Below are 26,053 nucleotides of genomic sequence, written 5' to 3' on the forward strand. Positions count from 1 at the left end.
GGCCGGTCAGTCGTCGGCCGGCAGGGTGAACAGGCGGATGTAGACGGGCCGGGCCTCCGGCGACGCGTCGTCGGCCGACGGGCTGTACCTGTTCAGCAGCGCGATGTAGTCCTCGTAGAACCGCTCCAGCTCCTCCTTGGTCATCCGGGCCAGCGCGCGCGAGCCCCGCGCCCACGCCGGGTCGGCCCGGTAGGCGTCGGGGAAACGGTCGAACAGGACGCGGTCCTCCTCGTAGCCGATCCGGTGGAACTCCTCCAGCACCGCCCGGTTCTCCGGCGCGAGCTGGTCGGGAGTGGGCAGGCGCATGTCCCTGGGGGCGTCGGGGCTGCGGCGCCACCAGCGTTCGCGGCCCGAGGAGCGTTCGGGGATCTCCTCGATGAAGCCGTACTTCTCCAGTTGGCGCAGGTGGTAGCTGGTCGTGCCGGTCTTGGCGCCGAGCAGTTCGCCGAGCGTGGTCGAGGTGGCGGGGCCGTGCACGCTGAGGTGGGTCAGCATGCGCCGGCGCATGGGGTGGGCCAGGGCCTTGAGCCGGTCGGGGTCGGTGAGCAGGAACGGCTCCTCATCCTTCATGACGAGCAGGCTAGTACTCCAGAACGATATCTGCAGACATTCCTTTGCCGAGAACTCTCTGCAGACTAGTCTCTGCGGTATGAAACGGATCTTCGCGGTCCTGGTGGCCGCTTTAGTGCTGCTCACCGCGCTCCCGGCGGCGGCCGCCCCGCCCGGCGTACCGGATGACCTGACCGTGAGCGAGGTGAGCTTCCAGGGCGGCCGGAACCTGACGCTGCACGGCAGCGTGATCAGCCCGGCGGCCCCGGCGAAGAGCCCGCGGGCGGGCGTCGTGCTGGTGCACGGCGCCGGGACGGGGACGCCCCGGGAGAAGCTGATGCCCGAGGCCGTGGCCTTCGCCCGGCAGGGGCTGTCCGTGCTGGTCTTCGACAAGCGCTCCACCGACTATTCGCTGTTCTACAGGTCGTACGCGCTGCTCGCCGACGACGCGCTGGGCGCCGTCGAGACGCTGCGGAAGCAACCGGGGGTCGATCCCGGCAAGGTGGGCCTCTGGGGGCTCAGCGAGGGCGGCTGGGTGGCGCCGCTGGCGGCCTCCCGGTCCAAGGACGTCTCCTTCGTGATCGTGGTCGGCGCCAACGCCCTGCGACCGCTGAGGCAGCAGGCGTGGGCGGTGGCCGCCGGGCTGCGCAAGGCTGGCGTGGGCGGGTCGTTGGTGGACCGGGCCGAGCCCAACCTGTACCGGGTGATCGCGGACGGGGGCATGTTCCCCGAGCCCTATTACGACTCCGAGGCGGTGCTCGCGCGGGTGCGGCAGCCCGTGCTGGGGCTCTGGGGCGTACACGACCTGTTGACCCCGCCCAGGGAGACCCCGCCGCTGTTCGCCGCGGCGCTCGAAAGGGGCGGCAACCGGCGGTACACGTTCCGCTTCTTCGCCGGCGCCGACCACGCCGCGCATCTCACGCCCGACGGCGGTGTCACCCGGCTGCCCGAGCTGGCCCCCGGATACGCGGAGCTCGTCGGGAGCTGGGTGGGCCAGGCGACGACGGGCCGGGCGCCCGAGGCGCGGATCTCGGGACCCGCGCCCGAGCAGGCGGACGACTCCGTGGGAGTGCCGCCCACCGCGTGGTGGGAGTCGGCGGGGGTGCAGCTCGCGGCGCTGGTGCTGTTCCTGGTGGCGTTCTGCGGATATCCGGTGGTGGCCCTGGCACGGCGGATCAGGGGGCGCTCGCTCGCACCGTCGTCGCGGGCGGCGCGGCTGGTGAGCGCGGGCGGGCTCGCGTCGGTGCTGGGCGGGTTCGGTTACCTGTTCTACGTGGTCATGACCGGCGGGAAGCTGTCCGCGCCGGGGCCGCTGGTGGCGGATCGGCCGCTCGTCTGGCTCGTGCTGCAGGCGCTCGCGGTCGCGACCGTCGTGGCGACCGTCCTGGCCGGCCTGCGATGGCGGCGCCCGGCTCCGCGCGGGGAGAGGGTCCGGCTCGGGCTCCTGCTCGCGGGCGGTGTGGCGTTCGTGCCATGGGCGCTGTACTGGGGGCTGCTGGTCCCCTGAAGGACGAATGCTGAGGTTGGCGGGGCGGCTGGGGCTGCGGGGCGTTTATGCTGATGCGCGGGTTTTGTCACGGGGAGGGGCTGTGCAGACCAAGAAGGACCTCTATCAGGCCCACCGGCTGCAACAGCAGCGACTCGGCATGGCGCTGCTGCAGGCCGAGCCCGACGTGCCCGAATCCCCCATGCGGCGGCAGAACATCGCCACGTTCGGCGGGATCCTCATCGGGGTGCTGGTGATGGCCGTGTTCGGGATCTGGGGGCTGGTCCGCCCCGGCAACGCCACCAAGCTGACCGATCCCGGGCAACTCCTGATCGAGGAGGAGAGCGGGGCCTCGTACGTCTACAGCGAGCAGCAGCGGCGCCTGCTGCCGGTGGCCAACTACGTGTCGGCGCGGCTCGTGCTGAACTCCCAGGACGTCATCACGCGCAGCGTGACGGCGGCCTCCCTGGCGGACTTCGCCCGGGGCCCGCTCATCGGGATCTCCGGGGCGCCCGACTCGCTGCCCGTACGGGAGAAGCTGGTCAAGGCGCCCTGGTCGGTGTGCGTGGTGGAGGGGACCGACAACCTCGGCGAGAGCAAGTCGTACACGTCGCTGGTCGGGGGGCAGGAGGTCGGCGGCAGGCCGGTCGGCTCGGACGCGATGGTGGTCTCCGGCGGGCAGCAGACCTGGGTGATCTGGGGCGATCGCCGCATGCGGGTCAACGAGCACGGCGTGCGCGCGCTCAACGCGCAGCCCAGGAAGGTGCCGTCGGCCTGGCTGAACGCGCTGCCGGTCGGACACGACTTCGCCGGCCCGCCCGTCCCCGGCCTGGGCCGGAAGGTACGCACCAACGGCAAGGTCACCGCGGTGGTCGGCCAGGTGTTCACGGTCCCGGCGCTACAGGGCACCCCGGAGCGCTGGTACGTCCTGCTCACCGACGGCCTGGCCCCGATCACCCCGCTCCAGGGCAGGCTGCTGCTGGAGAACCCGAACATCAAGAAGGCGTACGGCAACAAGGTGGCCAGGCCCATCCCCATCGACGCCGCCTCCGCCAACGCCTCCCCGTCGCGCCAGAAGCCCATCGACCCCACCCTGCCCGCGACCATGCCCAAGGTGATCAACGTGCCCGGCTCGGCACCGCTCTGCACGGTGTACGGCGGCACGCAGACGGGCTCGGTCGCGGCGAAGGTCACGGTCGGCAGCAAGATCGCCATCCCCAAGCCGTCGAGCTCGGGCGTCGAGGGCCGCTACGACCAGGTCCTGCTGCCGCCGGGCAGCGCGGTGGTGGCGGGCCTGCTGCCCGGCGAGGGCCAGCTCGGCGCGGTGGCCAGCTCGCTGTCCCTGATCACCGACCAGGGCGTGCGCTACCAGGTGCCCTCCGGTGACGTGCTCGGCAAGCTCGGCTACGAGGCCGGGGACATCACACCGGTGCCCGCGAGCATCATGCACGCGATCCCGCAGGGCCCGGCCCTCGACCCCCAGGCCGCCATGGCGCCACTGGCCGTAGGCGGCCGGTAGACCCAGCCTCGTCAGAAACCGAACTCGGGGATCGGGGAATCCATGTCGCCGAGGTTCATCTGGCTGGCCGGAGAGTCCACGATGTCCACCTTGGTGGAGTCGTAGATGGCGCCGGCCTCGATCAGGTTGGGCTTGACCTTGCCCGGCATGGCCTTGATGAACGGCATGTCCTGGGTGAACTGGTTGAAGGCGACCCCCGCGATGCCGATCATGGCGGTGACCTTCATGATCATCTTCCAGTGCTTACTGAAGATCGTCTTCAGCACCTTGTGCATGCTGATCACCTGACGGATGATCATCGCCTCCCACGCCGGGGCCGCCGGCGTGAAACGGGCCGCGAGGAGCATGCCCGCCATGATCGCCAGCAGGTTCCCGACGATGGCGCAGAGCACCGCCAGCACGTGGAACAGCGTGGCCGAGCACTTGAGCGTGTCCCCGGTGGCGGCCCGGGTGTGGTCGAGCTTCTCCAGTTGCCCGTCGAGGTCGTTGACCTTCTCCAGGAACGAGGTGTAGCTCCGGCCCTCCCACTCGTCCTTTTCGCCGATCTCCTTGGACAGCCGCTTGAGCTCGCCGCGCAGGAAGGCGAGGTCACTGCCGCCGCCACCCGACGCCGTGGCCGGCGTCTTGGAGTCGCCGCCCTGCGCGCCCATGTCGACCGGCGACTCGTCGAGCCACTTCTCCGCCGCCCGGTGCTGCTCGGCCGGGTCGGCGATCATCAGGCTCATGAGCGCGAGGATGGGCAGCGCGTACGGCATGACGACGCACGCCGCGGCCGTGGCCGCCCAAGCCTCCCGGAAGAGTACGTAATCCCCTTCGTAGGCCACTGTCGCCTACTCCTCCCTGCCGAGCACCGCCGGCGTGATGTCCTCGTCGGCGCCCCAGACGGCCTCGTCCTCACCCAGGTTCGGACCCCGCTCGCGGTCCTCCTTCTCCTGGCCGGCCCCGCCACCCATGCCGGGACCCATGGGCATCATCGGCGGCATCCCGCTGTTCAGCGCGCGGGCGATGCTGCCCGGCGCGCCCACACCCGTCGCGCCGCCGCCCGAGCCGCCGCCGAAGCCGCTACCGCCGCCGCCCTCCGGATAGCCGATCGACGTGCGCGGCATCGTGGCGCGCGGGTCGAGCTGGGAGAGGTCGGGAGTGCGAATCGAAGGGTTGCCGCCGTTCGGCAGGTTCGGGTTGACGCCCTCCAGGGAGCTCCTGGGCGGCTGGTCGAGGCCGCTCAGGTCCGGGTTCTTCAGGTCCGGCTGGTCGAGACCCGGCACGTTCGGCTGCTGGAGGCCGGGGTTGTTCAGGTCCGGCTGGTCGGGCACCTTCGGCTGGTCGAGGTCCGGCACCTTCGGCACGTCCGGCTTTTCCAGGTCCGGCTGGTCGGGCAGCTTGGGCTGGTCAGGCAGCTTCGGCTGGTCGGGCAGCTTCGGGTCGTCCAGGCCGCCCGGCTTGTCGAGCCCGAGGTCGCCGGGGCCGACGCCGCCCTTGCCGAGATCGCCCATACCGGGCGTCTTGGGCAGGCCGCCCGCGCCGCCGAGCCCACCGAGCCCGCCGGGGGTCTTGACCTTGGGCAGGCCGCCGGGGTCGCCGTTCTTGTCCTTGGCCTTGCTCGCGTCCTCGGCCGCCTTGGTGTTGGAGGCGGCGTCCGCGAGGGCCTGGTCCCACGAGTCGAGCACCTGCTTGGCCTGCTTCAGCGCCTCGGCGGCACTGTCGCGGACCGAGCGGTGCGCCACGTTGAGCCCGCCGCCGATGGCGCCGAAGGTCAGCTCGTGCATGTCGATGTCGCTGGTCTTGCGGCTCATCGTGGTCAGGTCTTGCCCGTAGCTGCCCACGTTCTTGCCCAGCGTGGAGACGCTGGAGTGCTTCATCGAGAAGGTCGGGTCCACGGACTTCGGATCGACGGCGCCGCCAAGGCCGCCGAGACCGCTGACATCCGGGAAGGGGCTGTCACTGGGCGAGGAAGGGTCGGTCACGTGTCCCCCTTGTCACGTTCGTCGCAAACATTACGCCAGCCTCAGGAGCGTCGTACAGGTAGATACGGACAGATCGGGCAACCTGGAGCCCCATCCCAAAAGACCGCAATCCGGCAATACACCCGCGATCCGCCTCGAAGATATGGAAAATTAAGGCGACCACATGCGACGCTAGAGGCTGAAGTTCACTAATGTGACGAACACGCCAACAGCAGTCTGTCGGCTGAAGTCAGCCGACCAGCAAGGGAGGGAGACCCTGTGGGCGCCGAGCCGCAGACTCAAGTAAGTGAAGCCGATCTCAAGGCCGCCATCCAGCTCATCGAAGACGCGGCGATCCGCCTGCGCGGTATCCAGCAGACGCTGGACACGGCGGGCCTCGAGCTCAAGACGAGCTGGGTGGGCCAGTCGGAGGCCGCGTTCGACGCCGTGCACAAGAAGTGGCACGAGCGCATGGACGTGATCCTGGGCAGCCTGCGCCGCCTGGCGGAGAACATCGGGACCAGCAACACCAACTTCGCCGCGTTCAACCAGGAGCGCACGGAGGCGATCAACCAGATCGCCAACCTGATCAACGCCGCACCGATGAGCCGCTGAGCCGCACCAACTAGCACCACCGGAGGACGCGATGCCCGCTGAGGACATTTTCGACATCACAAAGGTCAACTACGCCGGTCTCGGCGTGGGCGAGGACGCCTTCGCCCGGGCCTTCAACGACATGGTGACCACGCTCGAGCAGCTTGAGCAGGACCTGCTCGCCAAGAGCGCGATCTGGCAGGGCCAGACCAAGACCGTCTTCGACGAGGTCCGCCAGCTCTGGGAGCGCGAGGCCCGTGACATGTCGCAGTTCGTCGATCTGATGAAGAAGAACATCAACATCACGAACATGAACATGCAGCAGGTCGAGCGGGTCAACGCCTCGATCTTCGACGGCAAGTAGCACACGGGCGGCACCGCTGGGGGCCTGACGGCGTAGGGGGAACATGGGCGACGATCGTGGAGTAGAGCTCAGCAGGAAAGCGATCAAGGCGGCCAGGATCGACCTGGAAGAGGCGCTGGGAATGCTCGACCCCAACGCCGAAGGCGCCAAGCAGGGCGGCGGTGCCGTGAAGGCCATCTTCACGGAATCGGGCCCGGCCACCCAGCTGGGCAGCGACTATGACGCCATGGGCGGGTTCTGGCCTGCGGCCATGGGCTTCCGGCAGAGCACCACCAACGCCATCACCACCGTCACCGGCTCCTACGCCAACATCACCGGCCAGGTGGCGAACGTCATCGGCCTGCTCAAGCAGGCGATGCAGAACTACGACGACATGGAAGTCGACGGCGAGGGCAGAGCCAAGCAGGTGCAGGTCTGATGGCCGAGTATCAGGGGACCATCAGAACGCAGATCGACGACACCGAGTTCGACGGTGCGACGCTCGAACTGCTCAGGCAGACGCTGGAGAAGAACAAGCCCCAGCTGATCGGCCAGGCCGCCGCCGAGTTCCTGGAGGCCAAGGCCCGCCTCGACAACCTCGTCGGCGTGATCGACAAGCACCTGCGGGAGCTGGACAGTCACTGGACCGCGGGCGACGACGCCAAGACCGTCAAGGATCAGCTGCGCAAGCTGCGCAAGGCGGCCTCGGACATCTCGACCACCATCAGTGACCAGCCGGTCGACGCGAGCAACCCGCCGAAGAACCCGCACGGTGTCGCCCCCGCGCTCATCTTCCACGCCAAGACGTTGTCGGCGGCCAGGGGCGACGTGCCCGACGATCCCGGCAGCGATATCTCGTACGGCGAGAGCGCCCTGCAGTTCGGCATCGCCGGGGCCGCCATCGGCTCCTTCTTCGGCGGTGTGGGAGCGGTGCCCGGCGCGGCCATCGGCGCCGCCGTGGGCCTCGTCGCCGGCGGCATCACCCGCATCTTCAGCGACGTCCCGTTCCTGAACCTGATCGGCGACTCGAAAGAGGAGCAGGACAGGAAGAAGGCCGCCGAGGCCATCAAGCTGCTGAGCCAGGACACCAAGCTGAACAACGAGGTGTACCCGGTCGAGCTCAGGACCGACATCCCGCAGTTCACCGCGCTGTCCCCGAATCTGCCCACCACCCCGTTCAACGGGGGCAAGGGGGTCAACGCCAACCTGCCGGACGGCCTGAACCAGCCGTTCGACCCCACGAAGGGTGTGGGGCTCGACGGCCTGAACCAGGACGGCCTGCGGGACCCCAATGAGCACCAGATCCCCGGCATGAACATCGACGACCCGACCAGCAACCTCCCCGGTGACCTGGACGGGATCGGCGACGGTATCGGCGACGGGGACGTCGGCGCGGGCATCGGGACGGGCCCGGACGGCACCGGCGGTAACGGGGTGAACGGGCCGAACGGCCAGAACCTCAACATCCCCGGGCTGAACGACCCCAACGGCGTGAACGGCGGCCCGAACGGGCTCAAGACCCCGGACGGCCTCAACACCCCGACCACGTCGCTGGCCGGGCTCCCCGACCCCTCCACGCTGTCCCATCCTTCGTCCAATCCGTCCACCGGGCTGCCGAACGGCACCGGCATCGGCAACCCGTACGGCGGCTCCGGCGCGGGCAACGGCGGCTTCGGCACCGGTGGCCCGGGCGCCGGCGTGAACGCGGCCGGCCTGCGCGGCGGCATGGGCAACGGGGCCGGCATGCTCCCCATGACGTCGCTGGCCGGCGCCGGCCGGGGTGCCGGCGGCGGGGACCGGGACGAGAAGGAGCGGACCACGTACCTTCTGGAGGACGAGGACTACTTCATGAGTGACGTGTCGACGACCATTCACTTGATCAACGGTGAGCGGAAAGGCAAGGCATGAGTCGCGCGGACGAAGGGGGCGGCCCGCCGCCCCCTGGGCTGGAGCTCGCCAAGGACTTCCCCGGCCTCGGCCCGGGCGGTGGCGGCCCGACCGTCGACCACACGGCCGTCAGGGACGCCATCTCCCGGCTGCGCAAGAACCTGGACCCCGTGTACGGGAGCCCGCAGCCGAACATGAGCGCCACGTGGAGCGGCCCCGGCACGGTCGCCCAGACGGCCGGGCTGGGCAACGTCGGGCCCGAGTCCACCGGCAAGTGGGAGGTGGCCAACAACTTCGGCGGCAACGTCGAGCAGGCGTACAAGGCGTTCATCGACAGCTACAGCGAGCTCGTCGAGTACGTCGAGAAGTGGGCCGGAGCGGTCGAAACGGCCATCACCAATTACGAAAAAGGGCACAAGGACAGCAGTGCGTAACATGACTGCAGAGGTGGCGTAGATGGGCGACGAGTGGAAGCCGATCAAGATCTATGAATACCTCGGCGACACCAAGCCCGGCATCTTCGTCACCAGGGCGCAGGTCGTCTCCTACCTGAAGAACACCGACCCCGACCGCGTCGAGCGGGCCGGGGACAGTTTCGTTCAGGCCGCCAAGGTGATCGCCGGCAAGTCCGGGCTCGAAGGCACGCTGCTCAAGGCCGCCGAGGAGCTGGCCGAGGTCTGGCGCGGCGACGGGGCCACCGAGGCTCTCAAGGCGCTGCGGCTGCTGCACGCCAGCGCCGCCGCGCTCGGCGACGCCATGGAGAAGACCGGCAAGCCGATCGCCGAGTACGGCCGGCAGCTCCGGACGTACAAGACGACGATGCCCTCGGCCACGTTCGCCGGCGCGACGAGCGACGTCGACAAAGAGCCGGACACCCTCCTCCCGGCGTCCAACCAGCTCGGGTTCATGGTGGACCAGGCGGCCAGGACCCACCTGGAGAAGCTGAACGTCAAGATCACCGAGCTGAACGCGCAGATGGCCGCCGGCATGGCGTTCAAGGTGCCCGAGATCACCCCGCTCGTGGTCGACACCGAGAACGCGCCGAAGCTCGACCCCGGCAGCGGCACGAAGACGCCGACGGGCCAGACGCAGTACTGGACCGGCGGCGACTCGGGCGGCGACGGCACGACGGGCACGACGGGCTCGAACGGTTCGACGGGCTCCAACGGCTCGGACGGCAAGGGCGACACGGACGGCCCAGGCGGCCCGGGCGGCGGTGGCAAGGACGATCAGGACCCCGGCCAGGATCCCGGTAAGGACCCGGGCAAGGACCCCGGCCAGGATCCGAACAACCCCGATGACCCGAACGACCCGCAGAACCCGGACAACCCCCAGGATCCGGGGCAGAACCCGGGCCAGGACACCGGGCAGGGCCAGGGCAAGGACCCGGACGACCAGAGCGTGCCTCCGGTGATCGGCGCGGACACCCCGAGGACGTCGGAGCTCGCCGACGCGGGCCCGCCGACCGCCACCACGCCGCCGACCACGACCACCACGCCGACCACGAACTACCCGGGCCAGTCACAGCCCCACGTGGTCACTCAGCCCCCGGTGTTCCAGAACCCGGCGAACAACACCCCGTTCAACACGGTTCCCGGACAGAACGGGCCGGGAAGCTGGTTCGGCACCAACGGCGGGTCGTCGGCCGCGGCTCCCTCGGTGCTCCGTGGCACGCCGTCGACCATGGGACCGGGCATGATGTACCCGGGCATGGGGATGGGCGGCGGGGCGAGCGAGCAGGCCAACGAGCGCGACCGCGAGATCTACGACCCCGAAGGGGACGTCTGGTCCTGCCCGCGCCCGACGAGCCCCGACCGCATCGGCTGACGTAGGGCCCCCGGTCCACCGAGAGGTGGGCCGGGCTCAGCCCTCCATGCGCTGACGGATCTTGTCCAGCTCGCCCATGATGTCCTCATGGGAGCGGTTGTAGGCGGACTCGGCCTGCCGGACCGCCTCCATGGTGCCCTCGGGCCCGCGGCCGAAGCGCATCGGGTTGTTCTCCTCGCCGAAGGCCTCCGCCATGGCGTCGGACACCTGCCGCTGCAGGTCCGAGGCGGCCTCCGCGATGACCTCCTTGACGCGCTCGGCCAGCTCGCCCGACGTCAGGCGCATGGCCTTGGGGTGCAGGGTGAGCTCCTGGAGCCCGCCGCTGCCGTATTCGGCCGCGACCAGCCCGTCCTCGTCCTCCGCGCGGCCCTTCAGCTTGTGCAGCGTCTCCTGGAACTCGACGGCCCGCCGCATGTGCTGGTCGGCGTTCTTGAGGATCTTGTCGAGGTCCAGGGCCCCGAGTTCCCGGTCGAGCATGCCAACCCCTCATTCGCCACAAAAGCCGTTTGCGGCCCCAACTGTATCCTCAGGAGGCCGGGGTGGGCTTCGACCTCTTCGGCTCGATCCAGTCGAAGTCCTGGTAGCGCGGCGGCAGGCCGCTGTTCTTGGCGGGCTCGGCGAACGAGGGATACTCCTTGGCGTCGATCGTGATCGACTTGAAGTCGATCGCCGCGTCGCCACCCGGGACGACGTAGCCGAACTGGTGGTCCTTCTTCACCATCGTCGAGAGCACGTCACCGCCCTCCTTCAGCGTGCTGGCCACGGAGGTGGCCAGGAAGAGCGTGCCGACGTTGACCTCGGCGGTGATGTACCGCTCCAGCAGCAGCCCCCACACGGAGGTCGTGGGCACCCGCTGCAGCCCCTTGGCGATGACGAGCAGGCCGATCGCCGCGAACGACATGCGGATGATCCACGTCCAGAAGCTCCGGTACGACGCCGCGACCTCGTCGAGCATCCCGCTGCCCTTGGAGATGACGTTGCGCAGCGCGCCGATCTCCCGGTGGAAGGTCCAGATCCACTTCTCGAACTCGTCCCGGTCCATGGCGATCCAGCCGTCCCTGGACGCGTTGAGAAGCTGCGGGAGCAGTTGCTTGATGCCGTCGTCGAGCCGGGAGGACATGCCGCTGTCCATGGCGCTGACCGCCGACGCCATGCCGGGCTCGTTGGCCAGCATCCCGCCCGCGATGGCGATCGCGGGAGACAGGCCCAGGCTGAGCTTGCCGGCCCGCTTCAGCACCTTGAGCGCCTTGTCGCCCATCGACGGCATGTACGGATTCCGCGCGGCCACCGTCTGAGGCGCCGGAGTGTTGTACGGCCCCGCCGTGGGAGCCCCGAACCCCTGCGGCCCCGGCGCCCGCGGCGGCCCGAACCCCCCGCTCGTGGGCGGCGTGGTCGGCGTGCCCGGCGGCGTCGCGTACGGGTTGCCAGGAAGCGGCTGGTTCGGGACAGGCCGGGTGTGCGACCACGGGTCGGACATCAGCGGTACCTCACGATGCTGGCCTCCTCGGCCGCCCGCCAGTTGCGCTTGGCGCGGTCGAGGGCCCCCGAGCAGTCCTGGACCGCCTTCTCCGCGTCGGTCAGCGTGGTGTCGAGCCAGCGGCGGAACTCCTCGTACGCGCCCCCGATCACCATGCCGCCGATCGCCCCGAAGCCGAGCCCGTCCACGGCCGTCATCGGCTGGATCGCGTGAACGAACTGGATCGCCGGCCCCAGCTCCTCATCGACACGCTTGCGCGTGTGCGCGATGGTGGACGACGTGACGTAGATCTCCTGACCTGAGACCGGTGGCTTGCTGGGAGCCTGCTGCATATTCGACACAAAACGTGATTGTTGTCCATTTCCGCCGGTGCGAGAGGCGGCTTCCGCGATCTTCACGGCCGGTTCAGCAATCCGTCGGCCCGAGCTCGCCTCCGGTTAACCGGCCGCCGGTGACGTGGCGTCTCATGGACTACAACGAGCACGATGTCGAAGAGCTGCTGAAGGAGAACGAGCGCGAGCTGCTCCGCCTCGCCGGGGCGGCGGGAGACCTGCGGCAGATCACCGGCACGGGCGAGAGCCGCAGCGGACTGGCCAAGGCCGTCGTGGACGCCGACGGCCGGCTCCAGAGCATGGTCCTCGCGCCCAGGGTGCTCCGTCTCGACGTCACGACGCTGGCCGAGGAGGTCGTCGAGGCGGTGCGCAAGGCCCAGGAGGACCAGGACCGGCAGGCCCGCGAACTGCTGGCCGTACCGGACTCGCAGTTGGTCGGGCTGGAGGAGATCCAGCGCCAGTTCGAGGAGTTCCACCAGGCCTTCAGGACGGAGACCGGCGACAGGAACGAGCGGATACGCCGGCTCGGCGACCGCGACCCCTACGACGACTGAGGGCTCAGCCGGACAGGCCGCGGATCCAGGTGTAGACGTCGAGCACGCCGAGGGCCAGCGGGAAGAGCGCGATCAGCAGGATGACGTCCACGATCTCGCCCGCCCGGCCCCAGAACGGCGACGGCCGCCCGTTGGGCAGCCACACGCCGAGCCCGACGACCAGCATGGCCACCCAGAGCAGCGCCATCACGACCGCCGACGCGGTCACGGTGCCCGCGCCCGCGCTCAGCGCGATCGCCAGGGCGGCCAGCCCGCCGAGGCCCGAGCAGAGCAGCCAGAGCCGCTGGCCGAGCCCGTGGAAGACGCGGGCGCGCAGGAGCAGCACCAGGGAGAGCACGATGGCCATCGAGAGCGCCATCCAGCCGGGCGTGGCGATGAGGAAGGCCAGGGCGCCGATCGCGGTGAGCGCGATGCCGGTGACCATGCCGGTGGCGTAGCGGCTGGCCTGGGCGGTGCGGGCGAGGATGCCCTCGCTTTCGAGCCGCTGGTTGTCGGCCCGCAGCTCTTCGGCGTTGGTGGGCAGGGAGGGCAGCGGCACCCTGGCGATCCGGAACGACAGCGAGGGGATCAGCGGGCTGAGCGCGATCAGCACCGTCACGGTCATGGCCGCGGTGCCGGCGGCGGGCACCCCGAACACCATCACCACGGCGGCGGCGATCGCCCCCGCCACCGTCGCGATGGCGGTGCCGAGGAAGCCCGGCACCCCGTCGGCCACCACCGTGCCGCCGATGGTGGCCACGAGCGCCGTACAGGTCAGGGCGGCCAGGATGTGCGGCGGGCCGAACCCGGTCAGGGTGGCGCCGCTGGCCAGGCCGTAGAGACCGGCCAGGAAGGCGTAGGGCAGCGCCGCGTAGCCGACCATCGCGCCCGCGGAGGAGTCGCCGACCGCCCTGGACAGGGCGGCGCTGACGCCGATCAGCAGCAGCGCGAGCAGGCCCGCGACCACGGTCACGCCGAGCGGCTCACTGCCGGACAGGACCAGCGCGGGCGCGCCGAGCGCGAGCAGCACGGCCGCCGCGCCCGAGCCGAGAGCCTTGGTGTGGCGGCCCTCCCACTTGCCCGTGCTGTCCTTGACGCCGGTGGCGACCACGTCGGCCACGTCGTCGTAGAGCGCGGGCGGCAGCGTGAACTCACGCGGCCGCAGGTAAAGAATCTCCCCGTCGAGCACACCGAGCTGCGACAACGTCTGGCCGAGGTCGAACGGCGAGCCGCCCAGCCGCTGCAGCACCCATCCGGGGGCGCCCGCGGCGTCGCCGCCGGCCTCGCCGACGGCGCGCAGCAGCCCCGGCAGGACGTGCGGGAGCGGCACGTCAGCGGGCAGCGCGAGGTCCACCCTGCGGCGCGGGGCCACGATCGTGACGTGGCACAGTGGCGCCAGCGGCGCGCGCATCTGCGGCTGTCCACCCTGGTGCATGGGCGGGATCGGCTGCATCGGCTGCATCGGCTGGTGGGCGAGCGAGGTCACGGCCACTCCAGGTCTGACTGGCTAAATCCGACATGGCGAACATATAGGGACGGCGGGTCTGGTAAGAAAGTGTTCCAGGTGACAGGAGGGTTGTCCCGTCAGTGAGCATCGTCGTCGTACGGCGTCCGGAACGCCGTCCCAGCCCCCAGCCACCGCGTGGGGAGATCCTGCTGGAATCTCCGCCGGAGATCCCCGAACTGCAGCCGGCGGGGATGATGGGCGTCCTCATGTACGTGCCCATGCTGGCAGGAGCCGCCGCCATGGGGCTGATGTTCACCGCGGGCGGAAACTCCAATCCCATCATGTACGTCGCCAGCGGCCTGTTCGCCGTCTCGATGCTCGGCATGACGGTCGGCCAGTTCGGCCGGAACGCCGGCGAGCGCAAGAACCGGCTGAACGGCCTGCGCCGTGACTACTTCCGCTACCTGTCGCAGATCCGCAAGCGGGTCCGCAAGGCCGCCGTGCAGCAGCGCGAGGCCCTGGAGTGGAGCGGCCCGGCCCCCGACACGCTGTGGTGGGTGGCCATGGGGCCGCGCCTGTGGGAGCGCAGGCCGCGTGACGACGACTTCGGCACCGTACGGCTGGGCACGGGCGTGCAGAAGCTGGCCGTGCAGCTCATCCCGCCCGACACCAAGCCGGTCGAGGACCTCGACGCGCTGACCGCGGGCGCGCTGCGCCGGTTCGTCAGGGCGCACTCCACGGTGGCCGGGCTGCCCGTGGCGGTCGCGCTCAACTCCTTCGCCCGCATCCGGATGACCGGCGACCCGCGCGCGGTGCGGAGCCTGGTCAGGGCGATGGTCTCGCAGCTCGCGACCTTCCACTCCCCCGACGACATGCGGATCCTGGTGTGCGCGGGCAAGGAGTCGATGCCGCACTGGGACTGGGTCAAGTGGCTGCCGCACGCGCTGCATCCCGACGAGATGGACGCGGCCGGGCAGGTGCGCCTCATGGGCGAGAGCATGATCCAGCTCGACCAGCTCGTGGGCGAGGAGCTCAAGGAGCGCGCCAGGTTCCGGGCCGGGCCGGCGGCGGACGCGCTGCCGTACCACGTGGTGATCGTGGACGGCGGGCACGTGCCGCACGACTCGCAGCTCGGCACCGACGCCATCCAGGGCGTCACGGTGATCGACCTGTCGGACGCGACCGGGGCGGTCGAGGAGGCCAGCACGCTGCGGCTGGAGATCCGGGCCGACGGGTTCCACATGGTCAAGATCGACCACGCCGGCAAGCAGTCCACGACCCGGCTGGGCGACCCCGACCAGCTCGACTACGCGCGGGCCGAGGGGCTGGCCAGGCAACTGGCGCCGCTGCGGGCCTCCGCGGGCTCAGGGAACGACGCGCAGGACGTCCTGAGCACCAACATGACGCTGACCGACCTGCTCGGCGTCGGCGACCCCGCGCTGCTCCAGGCCGCGGTCACCTGGCAGCCCAGGGCTGGACGTAACCGGATGCGGGTGCCCATCGGCATGGGCGCCGACGGCCGCGTGGTCGAGCTGGACATCAAGGAGTCCGCGCAGGGCGGCATGGGGCCGCACGGCCTGGTGATCGGCGCGACCGGTTCCGGCAAGTCGGAGCTGCTGCGCACGCTCGTGCTGGGCCTGGCGATCACGCACTCGTCCGAGATCCTCAACTTCGTGCTCGTCGACTTCAAGGGTGGCGCGACCTTCCTCGGCCTGGAGACGCTGACGCACGTCTCGGCCGTCATCACCAACCTTGAGGACGAGCTGCCGCTGGTCGACCGTATGCACGACGCGCTGCACGGCGAGATGGTACGCCGCCAGGAGCTGCTGCGCTCGGCCGGCAACTACGCCTCGCTGCGCGACTACGAGCGGGCTCGTGAGCAGGGCGTGGACCTGCGGCCGATGCCGACGCTGTTCATCGTCCTGGACGAGTTCAGCGAGCTGCTGGCGGCCAAGCCGGAGTTCATCGACCTGTTCGTGATGATCGGCCGCCTGGGCCGGTCGCTCGGGGTGCACCTGCTGCTGGCCTCCCAGCGGCTGGAGGAGGGGCGGCTGCGCGGCCTGGACACGCACCTGTCGTACCGGATCGGCCTGCGGACCTTCTCCGCCATGGAGAGCCGGGTCGTGCTGGGCGTGGCGGACGCGTACGAGCTGCCGTCGGCGCCGGGCAACGGCTACCTGAAGTTCGACACGACCGGCATGACCAGGTTCAAGGCCGCGTACGTGTCGGGCGCCTACCAGGGCGACCCCTCCCAGGCCGTCGCCGCCGACGGGCAGGCGCCGATCCGCGAGGTCGTCGAGTACGGCCCCGCCTACATGCCGCTGCCCGAGATCACCAGCCCGGTCAAGCTGCCGCTGGAACCCGACGACGAGCCGGCCTCCAGCGGCCAGCGCAGCCTGCTCGACGTCGTCGTCGGCCGCCTGGCGAACAACGGCCCCGCGGCCCACCGCATCTGGCTGCCGCCGCTGTCCGAGCCGCCCACCCTGGCGCACCTGCTGCCGCCGCTGTCGGTCACGCCCGAGCACGGCCTGACCACGGCCGGCTGGCAGGGCAGGGGCCGGCTGCACGCGGTCATCGGCATCGTCGACAAGCCCTTCGAGCAGCGCCGCGACCCGTTCTGGCTGGACGTGTCGGGCGCCGCGGGCCACGTCGGCGTGGTGGGCGGCACGCAGAGCGGCAAGAGCACCACGATCCGGACGCTGGTGGCCAGCATGGCGCTCATGCACACCCCGCGCGAGGTGCAGTTCTACTGCCTCGACTTCGGTGGTGGCGCGCTCGCCTCGCTGGAGGGCCTGCCGCACGTCGGCGGCGTGGCCACGCGTCTCGACGGTGACCGCGTCCGCCGTACGGTGGCCGAGGTCGGCGGGATCCTGGAGCAGCGCGAGCGGGACTTCGGCGAGCACGGCGTCGAGTCGATGGCCTCCTACCGCCGGCTGTGCGAGGAGGGCGCGATCCAGGGTGACGGCTGGGGCGACGTGTTCCTGGTGGTGGACGGCTGGCTGACGCTCCGGCAGGAGTTCGACACGCTGGAGCCGATCATCACCGACATCGCGGCGCGCGGGCTCGGCTACGGCATCCACCTCGTGGGCGCGACCAACAAGTGGTCGGAGTTCCGGCCCAGCATCCGCGACCTGCTCGGCACCAAGGTCGAGCTCAAGCTCGGCGACGCCTACGAGTCGGAGGTCAGCAGGAAGCAGGCGCTGGCCGTGCCCGAGGGGACGCCGGGCCGCGGGCTGACCAAGGACGGGTTCCACTTCCTGTCCGCGCTGCCCAGGATCGACGGGGTGCAGAACTCCTCGGACCTGGCGACGGGCGGCCGCGCGCTGGTGCAGGCCGTACGGGAGTCCTGGCAGGGCCCGCCGGCGCCGCCGGTCAGGCTGCTGCCCGCCATCCTGCCCCTGTCGGCGCTGCCCGACGACCCGCAGCGGATCCCGATCGGCATCGACGAGGCGTCGCTGGCCCCGGTCGCGCTCGACTTCGACGCCGACCCGCACTTCATCGTGTTCGGCGAGAACGAGAGCGGCAAGTCCAACCTGCTGCGGCTCATCGGCGAGGGCGTGGTGGCGAGGAAGCAGCCCAGCGAGGCGATGATGATCGTCATCGACTACCGGCGGGCGCTGCTCGACTCGGCGGCGACCCCGCACCGGATCGGCTACGCCGCCTCCAGCGCGGCCGCGGCCGACCTGATCAACGACGCGAAGAGCGCGCTGCTGAGCCGCCTGCCCCCGGCGGACCTGACGCCGCAGCAGTTGCGCGACCGAAGCTGGTGGCAGGGCTCCGACCTGTACATCTTCGTCGACGACTACGACCTGGTGGCCACGTCGTCCAACCCGCTGCACGCGCTGGTGGACCTGCTGCCGCAGGCCCGCGACATCGGGCTGCACCTGGTGATCGCCCGCCAGATGGGCGGCGCGGGGCGGGCCATGTTCGACCCGGTCATCCAGCGCATGAAAGACATGGCGACGCCCGCGCTGCTCATGTCGGGCAGCAAGGACGAGGGATACCTGTTCGGCAACGTGCGTCCGTCACCGCTCCCGCCCGGCCGCGGCCACCTCGTGGACCGCCGCTACGGCGCGCGCCTGATGCAGACCGCGTTCCTGGACGCCGAAAGAGGAACAGGAGAACATGGCAGACCTTGACATTCACCTCTCGGCGCTCGACAAGTGCCGCACGGCCATCAGGAAGGCCGGCGGCCAGTACGACGACACGCTCAAGGAGAGCAACCCCGGCAAGCTCCTGTACGACGACAACGGCGACCTGCGCAACAACCGGGTGCCCATCGGCGGTGAGCTGTTCGGCGAGCTGAAGGACTCCGCCGGGCTGGCCGCGGAGGCCACCGGCGTCTGGAGCTCGGTCGTCAGCGAGATGGACCACGCCCGCAACAAGCTCGCCGGGGCGGAACGGGGACTCAGCGACGTGGAGGAGAACATCCGCAAGGCGCACAAGGCCACCTCATGAGCGTCTCCCACCTGCCGGGCGGCGCCGAGCTCGACGCGATGCTGCGCAAGGTGACCGGCAAACCGGGCACGATCGAGTCGATCGCGAAGGAATGGGTCAGCCTGTCCGGCGACATGGACGACTTCGCCGGCGCGCTGTCCGGGGCGGTCCAGAACGTGGCGAACGCCTGGCAGGGCCGCTCGGCCGATCAGTTCGACACCTACATGCGCAAGTACGGCACCGCCGCCGGGGACCTGAAGTCGGCCCTGACGAAGTCCGCGGCGTCGCTGAACAACGCCGCCGGCGCGCTGCGTACGTCGCACAGCGAGATCAGCGCCATCCTCCGGGACCTGAACACCAACGCCGCCACGTACAAGAAGCAGTTCTTCAACAAGAACCCCGACGCCCCGAACGACGGGGCCGACGAAGGGCTGAAGAAGCTGGTCGCCCAGGCCAAGACGGACGCCCAGCCCTGGGTGAACTCGGCGGACGCGGCCGTGACCAAGGCCAAGGGCGAGATCAACCGCTATCTGGGCAGCGAGCGCGGCGTGACCTTCCGCTCGATCCCCGACGTGACCACCCAGGAGTTCGTCCCGGAGAACGGCCGGAAGATCGACTGGAAGCCCGAGCCCGGTTACCAGCAGCAGGGCGGCGGTAAGGGCGGCGGCACCAACCTGCAGGGCAACACCGGTGGTTCTGGTGGCTTCGGCGGTTACGGCCCCAGCGGGCCGCCGCCGGCCGGTGGCGGGCCCGCGCCGACCGGGCAGGTCAAGGACTGGATCGAGCAGGCCATCGCGATCCTGACCAAGAACGGGGTGCCGGCCTCGAAGATGAACGCCAGCGACATCTGGATGATCATCAAGCACGAGTCCGGCGGGAACCCCAACGCGATCAACAACTGGGACTCCAACGCCGCCAAGGGCACGCCGTCGAAGGGGTTGATGCAGACCATCGACCCGACGTTCAACGCGCACAAGCTGGCGGGGCACGGGGACATCTACAACCCGGTGGACAACATCATCGCCGGTGTCCGGTACGCGATCGAGCGTTACGGCTCGGTGTCCAACGTGCCGGGTGTGGTGAACAGCAAGCAGGGCCTGGGCTACGTCGGTTATTGATCCGACCTAGCGCAGGCCCTGCTGGGCTTTTACCTCAGTTCAGCCGCAGTTCGCCCAGTCGACGCTGGTGCTCTGCCCACCGGCGCTGCCGGAGACGCGGACGCACTTGCCCTTCGCGGGCGCCTTGACCGGGCCGGCGTAGTACTCGTAGCTGCCGCTGTCCGACGGGCTGGCGCCGCCGCGCACTTCCAGCGTGACGCTGACCGGGGTGCGCTTGCCGATGTCCGTGGTCTTCATCGTGACCGCGCAGTTCTGGCCGGTGCCGTTGTTCCAGAGCTGGTACGTCACGCCGCCGGAGAACGCGCTCTGACGCTGCACCGCGAAGCCCGGGCCGCACACTTCCGTGGGCGTGTGCGGGTTCGTGGTCGGAGTCGGCTTGGTCGGCGTCGGAGTCGGAGTCGGCTTGGGCGTCGGCCTGGCCGTCGTCTTCGTGGGCGTGGGTTTCGGCGTCGGCTTCGGCGTGGGCTTCGCCGACGTCTTGGTCGGCGTGGGCTTGGCCTCCGTCTCGGTGGGAGTCGGCTTCGGCTCCTCCGACGGCTTCTGCTCCTCGGTCGGCGTCGGAGTCGGGGTGGGGTCCGGCTCCTTCGTCGGCGTCTTGGTCGGCTCCACCGTCTTGGTGACGGTCGCCGTGGGCTTGCTCTCCTGCTTCTCGGTCGGCGTGGGCCGCGCGGTGGTCGTCTGCGCCGCCGGCTGCGTGGGCACCGCGACCGGCTGCGAGGGCAGCGGGGCCGCGGTGGTGGGCGGAGCGGTCAGCTCCGGCACGCTGGGCGGCGAGACCGACGAGTAGTCGGTGGGCAGCACCAGCGGGCCGACACCGGCCTCATCCGGGTTGTTCGTGGCGGCCCAGGGCACCGTGGCCTCGGGCTGCGTCTGCTGCGGGGCGCCGACGCCGGCGGGGTCGGTGCCCTGCGGGGCGGCCGTGACCGGGGCGCTGGCCGGGACGGGGATCCCGTCGGCGTTGACCTGCGCCACGGAGGCCGGGTTGACCTGCTGCAGCTTGACGTACCTGTTGGCGCCCCAGAGGCCCAGGACCGAGACCAGCGCGACCACGGCGACTCCGGCGGCCAGGCCCAGGGGGAAGCCCCTGCGCGGCGTCGGAGAGGACGCTCTGCCCCCTTGCACCGCTTCGAGCCTGATCTGGTTCGGCGGCGGCTGCTCGGCCTCCGGCGGGCCCCACATGGGCTTCTCGGCCTGGTGCGGCACCGGCATGTTCGGCGGCGGGCCCTGCATGGGGGGACCCTGCATCGGGGGGCCCTGGTGCACGGGCGGGCCGTACATCGGCGGGCCCTGCATGGGGGGACCCTGCACGGGCGGCGGGGCCTGCATCGGCACCTGCGGGGGCGCCACCGGGACGCCCACGATGGGCGGCCCGTCCAGGGCCGGCTTGCCCGGCTTGGCGCCGGCGGCGTCGCCGAGCACCTGCATGAGCGCGCTGTACGTGGTCGGCCGCGGCCCGACGTCCTTGGCCAGGGCCGACGTCAGCACCCTGAGCATCGGCTCTTCGGCGATGCCCACCTCGGGCTCGGCGTTCAGCACCGCTTCCCGGTCGGCGAACGGCGGCTTGCCGGTGCCCGCGAACACGACCGTGGCCGCCCAGGCGAACACGTCCGCGTACGGGCCGTACTGCAGGCCCTCCAACTGCTCGGGAGCCTGGTACGAGACCTCGCCCACGGGCTCGCCCACCGCCGCGTCGGTCACCCGGGGGCCCTCGGCGCCCATGATGACGTTGTGCGGCGTGAGCGACCGGTGCGACAGACCCGCGAGGTGCACGGCCGACAGCGCGGTCAGCACGCCGACCGCGACCCGCTCGAGCGCGTCGCCGGCCAGCGGCTCGCCCTCGGCGATGGTCTGGGCCAGGCTCTTGCCCTCGACGTACTCGCGCACGATGTAGGGCCGGTCGTCGAGGAAGCCGGCGTCGAGCATCCTGGCGACGTACGAGCTGGACACTCGCTTGGCGCCTAGATACTTGGTCAGGGCCTCCTGGCCCGGCTCCGGCTCGGCGGGGAGCAGCTTGATGGCGACCAAGGGCGCTTCATCGGACTCTCGTCCGAGGAAGACCTCCCCTCGCGGCCCCTCTCCCAGCAGCCCGACAATGCTGAAAGCGCCGATCCGTTCTGGATCTCCAGGGCGCAAAGGGTGCATGCCCAAACCTTTCACCAGCAAAGCATGATCGGAGCACATCTAACCAGATTCGTCACATACGCATCAGGGGTTTCGGCCTGTACCCGACAATTCACGTTGCCTTTTCCTTGCGGACGCAGTTGCGGGTGCAGTCAGCCGATCACTCGGAGCGGCCGGGACGCCAGCCTCGGCGCTGTCCCATCGGGACCACGGCGCGGATGACCGTCAAGAGCAGCGCCAGCCCCAGAGCGCAGCCGGCGATGAGCACGGCCAGGTCGATCGCGTCCTGATCCACGGGCGGCGCATGCGTGATGGCACTGGCGGGCAGCGGGCTGGGCGGCGGGGGCGCGACCACGGGGGCGTTGGCCGGCTCGTTCGGCAGGATCGCGCTGACGGCGAGCAGCGGGTTGACCATGCCCGCCCCCTTGCCCGCGCCCGTGGCGCCGTCGGCGGTGGCGATGATGCGCTGGCGTATCTGGGCCTGGTCCAGCTTGGGGTAGCGGGCCCGGACGAGCGCCGCGACGCCCGCCACGTACGGGGCGGCGTAGCTGGTGCCGTCGAGCTCCTTGTTGTAGGCCCGCCCGGCCCAGGTGGACGTGACGTTCTCGCCGGGACCTATCACGGAGACGGGCGTCTTGGTGTTGGAGAACTCCGCCAGCGTGCCGTTCGGCCCCGCCGCGCCCACCGCGAGCACGCCTTCGTAGCTGGCCGGGTAGGCGGGCGAGGGGACGCCGTCCTCGTTCGTGACGTTTCCCGCGGCGGCCACGATGACCGCGTCCTTGGCGAGCGCGTACTGGACGGCCGCCTCCAGCTCGGAGTGCGCGAACGTCTTGCTCGACACGTTGATGACCTTGGCGCCGTGGTCGGCGGCCGCCTTGATGCCCTTGATCAGCAGCCGGGTGTCGGCGTCGCGCTCGGTGTCGGTGAACTTGTACGACAGCAGCGTCGCCCCCGGCGCCATGCCGTAGAACAGCACGCCCCGCATGTATTGAGCGCCGATGATGCCCGCCACGGCGGTCCCGTGCCCGACGCAGTCGCGGTAGCCGGAGCCGACCAGGTCGGCCTTGCCGCCCAGGCGGATCTGGGGATGGTCGAGGTCGACGCCGGTGTCGATGACGGCGACCTTCACGCCCGCGCCGGTGGACAGCGGCCAGACGCGCTTGGGGTCGAGCCGCTTCTGGGCCCAGGACTCGCCGATCTCCATGGTGCCCCTGGCCGGGTCGCAGGCGACGGCCTTTGCGATGCTGGGCACCAGCGGGACCTGCAGGGCGAGCGCGCTCGCCACGAGGGCGCGACCAATCATGTCGAAAAAGGGTAGCTTGCCCGATTCCGATTTGTGGCATTGCTCAACGGTTGAAGCCCCGGCGTCCTTGCCAGGGCCCCCGACCGTTGCCTATTTCGTGGCGGACTCGATGTTCTGGCGGTAGGTGCCGATGACCCGCGAAGCCTCCTGGAGCTCCTCGGTCATGCGCTGGAACGCCGTGCGGTAGTTCTGCCACGACTGCTGGAACCGCTGCGCGCCCGGCCCGGTCCACGCGGTGCCGACCTTGGCGGCCTCGCGGTCGAGTGCGGCCATCGTGGTGCGGACCGCCTCCGACTGCTGCGTGAACTGCGTGGACATCTGCTGCATTTCCGCCGGATCGCCGCCGAGCATGCTCTGGCTCATGCATACCTCCTGGGAGCTGTGAAAGCGCCCTCACACTAAGGGGGCCCACCGGTCGTCGCTCCTGTTATGCCGAGCGGCTATGGTCTACCCGAGGATTGTTCGGATCGCATGGGGAGCTGTCGGTTCATGCGCGAGGTCGTGGTCACCGGCGGGGGAACCGGCATCGGCTACGCGATCGCGGAGGCGTTCGTCTCGCTCGGCGACCACGTGACCATCACCGGCCGCCGCGAGCAGGTGCTGAAGGAGGCCGCTGCGCGCCTCGGAGCGTCCTGCGTGCCGTTCAACGCCGCCAGCCCCGTCGCCGTCAACGAGGCACTGCCGCACCTGCCCGAGCGGGTCGACGTGCTGGTCAACAATGCCGGCGGCAACACCAACCTCGACCGCAGGCAGTCCGCGGACCTGATGAACGTGGCCGAGGCGTGGTGGGCCAACCTCAACGCCAACCTCATGTCCGCCGTGCTCGTCACGACCGCGCTGGCGCCGCGCATGGGCAAGGGCGGGCGCGTCATCTCGATCGGCTCGATCGCCGCGCGGGGCACGGGGTCCGGCTCGTACGGCGCCGCCAAGGCCGCCATGGAGTCCTGGACCGCCGACCTGGCCGCCGAGCTGGGCCCGAGGGGCATCACCGCGAACGTCGTCGCCCCCGGCCTCGTCGTCGACACCGAGTTCTTCCGCGGCCGCCTGACCGACGACGGCATCAGGGCGCGGGTGGAGAACACACGCAACGGGCGGCCTGGCACTCCATCTGACGTGGCGGATAGCGTTCTTTTCCTGGCCTCCGCGGGAGCCAGGCATGTCACGGGGCAGGTCGTACACGTCAACGGCGGCGCGTACCTGGGCCGCTGAGGGCTTTTCCAGAAGCTTTCCCAGAAGCTTTCCCAGAAAGGACGAGGGTGTGCGGAAGGTTCTGATCGCGAACCGCGGCGAGATCGCCGTGCGGGTGGCCCGCGCGTGCGCGGACGCGGGGATCGGCAGTGTGGCCGTGTACGCCGACCAGGATCTCGACGCCCTGCACGCCAAGGTGGCCGACGAGGCGTACGCGCTGGGCGGCCAGACCCCCGCCGAGACCTACCTGGACATCGGCAAGCTGCTCGACGTCGCCCGGCGCTCCGGCGCGGACGCCGTGCATCCCGGCTACGGCTTCCTGGCCGAGAACGCCTCCTTCGCCCAGGCCGTCATCGACGCCGGTCTCGTCTGGATCGGCCCGCCCCCGGCCGCGATCGCCGCGCTCGGCGACAAGGTGCAGGCCAGGCACATCGCCCAGAAGGTCGGCGCGCCACTGGTCGCCGGCACCAAGGACCCGGTGTCCGGGGCCGACGAGGTGGTGGCGTTCGCCGAGGAGCACGGGCTGCCGATCGCGATCAAGGCCGCGTACGGCGGCGGCGGGCGCGGCATCAAGGTGGCCCGCCGCCTGGAGGAGGTCGCCGAGCTGTACGAGTCCGCCGTGCGCGAGGCGGTCGCGGCGTTCGGGCGCGGCGAGTGCTTCGTCGAGCGCTACCTCGACCGGCCGCGCCACGTCGAGACGCAGTGCCTGGCCGACCGCGACGGCAACGTGGTCGTGGTCAGCAGCCGCGACTGCTCGCTCCAGCGCCGCCACCAGAAGCTGGTGGAGGAGGCGCCGGCGCCGTTCCTGAGCGAGGAGCAACTGGAGATCCTCTACTCCAGCTCCAAGGCCATCCTCAAGGAGGCCGGTTATGTCGGGGCCGGCACGTGCGAGTTCCTCGTCGGGCAGGACGGGACCATCTCCTTCCTGGAGGTGAACACCCGGCTGCAGGTCGAACACCCGGTCACCGAGGAGGTGTCGGGGATCGACCTGGTGCGGGAGATGTTCAGGATCGCCGACGGTGAGCCGCTGGGCTATGACGACCCGGTGCTGCGCGGGCACTCGATCGAGTTCCGGATCAACGCCGAGGACGCGGGGCGCAACTTCCTGCCCGCGCCCGGCACTTTGACCGTCATGCGCGCGCCCGCCGGGCCCGGGGTGCGGCTCGACGCCGGGTATGAGGCCGGGATGACGGTGCCGGGGACGTTCGACTCGCTGGTGGCCAAGCTGATCGTGACCGGGCGGACGCGGCGGGAGGCGCTGGAGAGGTCGCGGCGGGCGCTGGCCGAGTTCGAGATCTCGGGGATGCCGACCGTGCTGCCGTTCCATCGGGCCGTGGTGGACGATCCGGCTTTTGTTTCGTCGCCGTTCTCCGTACATACGCGGTGGATCGAAACGGAGTGGGACAACCCGGTCGAACCGTACAGCGAGGAAGTCGCTTCCGCTTCCGGTTCCGCCCGGGAGACGGTGACGGTGGAGGTCGGGGGCAAGCGGCTGGAGGTCGTCCTGCCCGCCGGCCTCGGCACCTCGGCCCCGGCACCCGCCGCCGGACGTACGCCCCGGCGGGCCGGCGGCGGGGCCAAGAAGGCGGCCGCGGGCGGAGACTCGCTGGTCAGCCCGATGCAGGGGACGATCGTCAAGGTCGTGGCCTCGGATGGCGATGCGGTGAGCGAGGGCGACACCGTGGTGGTGCTGGAGGCCATGAAGATGGAGCAGCCGCTGACGGCCCACAAGTCGGGCACGATCACGGGGCTGACGGCGGCGGTCGGCCAGACGGTCACCTCGGGCGCCGCCATCTGCGAGATCAAGGACACCTGACGGCTCCTTGGCCTTGGTAGGCCACTCTTCGTCTCCATGGCCTTGGTAGGCCACTCTTCGTCGGCCTCCTTTAAGCCACGATGTGCACCTGCTTAGGGCACGATGTGCGCTCGCGCGCCTCCAGACGGGTAGC

General features: G+C 70.4%; 24 protein-coding genes. 14 read left to right on the plus strand and 10 right to left on the minus strand.

Annotation, left to right across the window (positions count from 1 at the left end; translation table 11 throughout):
• Nucleotides 1–6: 6 nt before the first annotated feature.
• Nucleotides 7–570, minus strand: a complete 564-nt coding sequence (locus C4V41_RS36965) for an ArsR/SmtB family transcription factor (protein WP_103960649.1) — start codon at nucleotides 568–570, stop codon at nucleotides 7–9.
• Nucleotides 571–649: 79 nt separating this feature from the next.
• Between C4V41_RS36965 and C4V41_RS36970 the strand changes: the two genes are divergently transcribed.
• Nucleotides 650–2,056 (plus strand): alpha/beta hydrolase, encoded by a 1,407-nt coding sequence (locus C4V41_RS36970; protein ID WP_103960650.1) that lies wholly within the window; start codon nucleotides 650–652, stop codon nucleotides 2,054–2,056.
• 82 nt (nucleotides 2,057–2,138) lie between these two features.
• Nucleotides 2,139–3,554 (plus strand): type VII secretion protein EccB, encoded by a 1,416-nt coding sequence (eccB, locus tag C4V41_RS36975; RefSeq protein WP_235030615.1) that lies wholly within the window; start codon nucleotides 2,139–2,141, stop codon nucleotides 3,552–3,554.
• An 11-nt stretch (nucleotides 3,555–3,565) separates the two neighbouring features.
• On the opposite strand, the gene C4V41_RS36980 is transcribed toward eccB, so the two are convergent.
• On the minus strand, nucleotides 3,566–4,378 hold the full coding sequence (locus C4V41_RS36980) for a hypothetical protein (protein ID WP_103960652.1): 813 nt from the start codon (nucleotides 4,376–4,378) through the stop codon (nucleotides 3,566–3,568).
• A 6-nt stretch (nucleotides 4,379–4,384) separates the two neighbouring features.
• Entirely contained in the window at nucleotides 4,385–5,518 is a 1,134-nt protein-coding gene (locus C4V41_RS36985; RefSeq protein WP_103960653.1) for a hypothetical protein, read from the minus strand.
• Between the two features lie 258 nt (nucleotides 5,519–5,776).
• On the opposite strand from C4V41_RS36985, the gene C4V41_RS36990 reads away from it, so the two are divergent.
• The 6 genes from C4V41_RS36990 to C4V41_RS37015 are packed head-to-tail and all read left to right on the plus strand — an operon-like array spanning nucleotide 5,777 to nucleotide 10,148.
• On the plus strand, nucleotides 5,777–6,112 hold the full coding sequence (locus C4V41_RS36990; protein WP_160150517.1) for a WXG100 family type VII secretion target: 336 nt from the start codon (nucleotides 5,777–5,779) through the stop codon (nucleotides 6,110–6,112).
• Nucleotides 6,113–6,143: 31 nt separating this feature from the next.
• Entirely contained in the window at nucleotides 6,144–6,455 is a 312-nt protein-coding gene (locus C4V41_RS36995) for a WXG100 family type VII secretion target (protein ID WP_103960655.1), read from the plus strand.
• 43 nt (nucleotides 6,456–6,498) lie between these two features.
• Nucleotides 6,499–6,873: a hypothetical protein gene (locus tag C4V41_RS37000; RefSeq protein ID WP_103960656.1), complete on the plus strand. Its 375-nt coding sequence runs from the start codon at nucleotides 6,499–6,501 to the stop codon at nucleotides 6,871–6,873.
• Nucleotides 6,873–8,342 carry a DUF6861 domain-containing protein gene (locus C4V41_RS37005; RefSeq protein ID WP_103960657.1) on the plus strand — a complete coding sequence of 490 codons (1,470 nt, stop codon included), beginning with the start codon at nucleotides 6,873–6,875 and terminating at the stop codon, nucleotides 8,340–8,342. Before C4V41_RS37000 ends, C4V41_RS37005 begins: the two co-directional genes overlap by 1 nt.
• Nucleotides 8,339–8,755, plus strand: coding sequence for a hypothetical protein (locus tag C4V41_RS37010; protein WP_103960658.1), 417 nt, complete (start codon nucleotides 8,339–8,341; stop codon nucleotides 8,753–8,755). The genes C4V41_RS37005 and C4V41_RS37010 overlap by 4 nt, the downstream gene beginning before the upstream one ends.
• Before the next feature lie 22 nt (nucleotides 8,756–8,777).
• On the plus strand, nucleotides 8,778–10,148 hold the full coding sequence (locus C4V41_RS37015; RefSeq protein ID WP_103960659.1) for a hypothetical protein: 1,371 nt from the start codon (nucleotides 8,778–8,780) through the stop codon (nucleotides 10,146–10,148).
• A 36-nt stretch (nucleotides 10,149–10,184) separates the two neighbouring features.
• On the opposite strand, the gene C4V41_RS37020 is transcribed toward C4V41_RS37015, so the two are convergent.
• Genes C4V41_RS37020 through C4V41_RS37030 form a run of 3 tightly spaced genes read right to left on the minus strand, consistent with a single transcriptional unit; the run spans nucleotide 10,185 to nucleotide 11,957 of the window.
• A complete protein-coding gene (locus C4V41_RS37020; protein ID WP_103960660.1) occupies nucleotides 10,185–10,625 on the minus strand; it encodes a YbaB/EbfC family nucleoid-associated protein in 441 nt (146 codons plus the stop codon).
• Nucleotides 10,626–10,674: 49 nt separating this feature from the next.
• On the minus strand, nucleotides 10,675–11,625 hold the full coding sequence (locus C4V41_RS37025; RefSeq protein ID WP_146103929.1) for a hypothetical protein: 951 nt from the start codon (nucleotides 11,623–11,625) through the stop codon (nucleotides 10,675–10,677).
• Nucleotides 11,625–11,957: a hypothetical protein gene (locus tag C4V41_RS37030; protein WP_103960662.1), complete on the minus strand. Its 333-nt coding sequence runs from the start codon at nucleotides 11,955–11,957 to the stop codon at nucleotides 11,625–11,627. The genes C4V41_RS37025 and C4V41_RS37030 overlap by 1 nt, the downstream gene beginning before the upstream one ends.
• A gap of 119 nt (nucleotides 11,958–12,076) precedes the next feature.
• Here C4V41_RS37030 and C4V41_RS37035 point away from each other — a divergent pair, with 119 nt between their 5' ends.
• Nucleotides 12,077–12,511: a YbaB/EbfC family nucleoid-associated protein gene (locus tag C4V41_RS37035; protein WP_146103930.1), complete on the plus strand. Its 435-nt coding sequence runs from the start codon at nucleotides 12,077–12,079 to the stop codon at nucleotides 12,509–12,511.
• A 4-nt stretch (nucleotides 12,512–12,515) separates the two neighbouring features.
• Here C4V41_RS37035 and eccD read toward each other — a convergent pair whose 3' ends face one another.
• Entirely contained in the window at nucleotides 12,516–13,976 is a 1,461-nt protein-coding gene (eccD, locus tag C4V41_RS37040) for a type VII secretion integral membrane protein EccD (protein ID WP_235030616.1), read from the minus strand.
• A gap of 101 nt (nucleotides 13,977–14,077) precedes the next feature.
• Here eccD and eccCa point away from each other — a divergent pair, with 101 nt between their 5' ends.
• From eccCa to C4V41_RS37055, 3 genes are read left to right on the plus strand one after another with little or no spacing between them, the layout of a single operon-like run.
• The gene (eccCa, locus tag C4V41_RS37045) at nucleotides 14,078–18,076 is read left to right on the plus strand and encodes a type VII secretion protein EccCa (protein WP_103960664.1); all 3,999 of its coding nucleotides are present in this window, start codon (nucleotides 14,078–14,080) and stop codon (nucleotides 18,074–18,076) included.
• Complete coding sequence (locus tag C4V41_RS37050) at nucleotides 18,063–18,395, plus strand: hypothetical protein (RefSeq protein WP_103960665.1); 333 nt, start codon at nucleotides 18,063–18,065, stop codon at nucleotides 18,393–18,395. The genes eccCa and C4V41_RS37050 overlap by 14 nt, the downstream gene beginning before the upstream one ends.
• On the plus strand, nucleotides 18,392–19,492 hold the full coding sequence (locus C4V41_RS37055) for a transglycosylase SLT domain-containing protein (protein ID WP_103960666.1): 1,101 nt from the start codon (nucleotides 18,392–18,394) through the stop codon (nucleotides 19,490–19,492). Before C4V41_RS37050 ends, C4V41_RS37055 begins: the two co-directional genes overlap by 4 nt.
• Before the next feature lie 39 nt (nucleotides 19,493–19,531).
• On the opposite strand, the gene C4V41_RS65505 is transcribed toward C4V41_RS37055, so the two are convergent.
• The 3 genes from C4V41_RS65505 to C4V41_RS37070 form a co-directional block, all read right to left on the minus strand.
• Nucleotides 19,532–21,673 (minus strand): protein kinase domain-containing protein, encoded by a 2,142-nt coding sequence (locus C4V41_RS65505; RefSeq protein WP_103960667.1) that lies wholly within the window; start codon nucleotides 21,671–21,673, stop codon nucleotides 19,532–19,534.
• Nucleotides 21,674–21,773: 100 nt separating this feature from the next.
• A complete protein-coding gene (locus tag C4V41_RS37065) occupies nucleotides 21,774–22,916 on the minus strand; it encodes a S8 family serine peptidase (RefSeq protein ID WP_103960668.1) in 1,143 nt (380 codons plus the stop codon).
• 90 nt (nucleotides 22,917–23,006) lie between these two features.
• Nucleotides 23,007–23,279, minus strand: a complete 273-nt coding sequence (locus C4V41_RS37070; RefSeq protein ID WP_235030617.1) for a WXG100 family type VII secretion target — start codon at nucleotides 23,277–23,279, stop codon at nucleotides 23,007–23,009.
• A gap of 126 nt (nucleotides 23,280–23,405) precedes the next feature.
• Between C4V41_RS37070 and C4V41_RS37075 the strand changes: the two genes are divergently transcribed.
• Nucleotides 23,406–24,125, plus strand: a complete 720-nt coding sequence (locus C4V41_RS37075; protein WP_103960669.1) for an SDR family NAD(P)-dependent oxidoreductase — start codon at nucleotides 23,406–23,408, stop codon at nucleotides 24,123–24,125.
• 49 nt (nucleotides 24,126–24,174) lie between these two features.
• Entirely contained in the window at nucleotides 24,175–25,920 is a 1,746-nt protein-coding gene (locus tag C4V41_RS37080) for an acetyl/propionyl/methylcrotonyl-CoA carboxylase subunit alpha (RefSeq protein ID WP_103960670.1), read from the plus strand.
• The last annotated feature ends 133 nt before the right edge of the window (nucleotides 25,921–26,053 follow it).

The organism is Nonomuraea solani (genome assembly GCF_900108335.1).
In the GTDB taxonomy this organism is placed as follows: Bacteria; Actinomycetota; Actinomycetes; order Streptosporangiales; family Streptosporangiaceae; genus Nonomuraea; species Nonomuraea solani.

Coding starts and splice junctions, on each gene's coding strand:
- C4V41_RS36965 (WP_103960649.1), bottom strand. CDS start 570: ATGAAGGATGAGGAGCCGTTCCTGCTCACCGACCCCGACCGGCTCAAG.
- C4V41_RS36970 (WP_103960650.1), top strand. CDS start 650: ATGAAACGGATCTTCGCGGTCCTGGTGGCCGCTTTAGTGCTGCTCACC.
- C4V41_RS36995 (WP_103960655.1), top strand. CDS start 6,144: ATGCCCGCTGAGGACATTTTCGACATCACAAAGGTCAACTACGCCGGT.
- C4V41_RS37000 (WP_103960656.1), top strand. CDS start 6,499: ATGGGCGACGATCGTGGAGTAGAGCTCAGCAGGAAAGCGATCAAGGCG.
- C4V41_RS37005 (WP_103960657.1), top strand. CDS start 6,873: ATGGCCGAGTATCAGGGGACCATCAGAACGCAGATCGACGACACCGAG.
- C4V41_RS37010 (WP_103960658.1), top strand. CDS start 8,339: ATGAGTCGCGCGGACGAAGGGGGCGGCCCGCCGCCCCCTGGGCTGGAG.
- C4V41_RS37015 (WP_103960659.1), top strand. CDS start 8,778: ATGGGCGACGAGTGGAAGCCGATCAAGATCTATGAATACCTCGGCGAC.
- C4V41_RS37020 (WP_103960660.1), bottom strand. CDS start 10,625: ATGCTCGACCGGGAACTCGGGGCCCTGGACCTCGACAAGATCCTCAAG.
- C4V41_RS37025 (WP_146103929.1), bottom strand. CDS start 11,625: ATGTCCGACCCGTGGTCGCACACCCGGCCTGTCCCGAACCAGCCGCTT.
- C4V41_RS37030 (WP_103960662.1), bottom strand. CDS start 11,957: ATGCAGCAGGCTCCCAGCAAGCCACCGGTCTCAGGTCAGGAGATCTAC.
- C4V41_RS37050 (WP_103960665.1), top strand. CDS start 18,063: ATGGCAGACCTTGACATTCACCTCTCGGCGCTCGACAAGTGCCGCACG.
- C4V41_RS37055 (WP_103960666.1), top strand. CDS start 18,392: ATGAGCGTCTCCCACCTGCCGGGCGGCGCCGAGCTCGACGCGATGCTG.
- C4V41_RS65505 (WP_103960667.1), bottom strand. CDS start 21,673: ATGTGCTCCGATCATGCTTTGCTGGTGAAAGGTTTGGGCATGCACCCT.
- C4V41_RS37065 (WP_103960668.1), bottom strand. CDS start 22,916: ATGATTGGTCGCGCCCTCGTGGCGAGCGCGCTCGCCCTGCAGGTCCCG.
- C4V41_RS37070 (WP_235030617.1), bottom strand. CDS start 23,279: ATGAGCCAGAGCATGCTCGGCGGCGATCCGGCGGAAATGCAGCAGATG.
- C4V41_RS37075 (WP_103960669.1), top strand. CDS start 23,406: ATGCGCGAGGTCGTGGTCACCGGCGGGGGAACCGGCATCGGCTACGCG.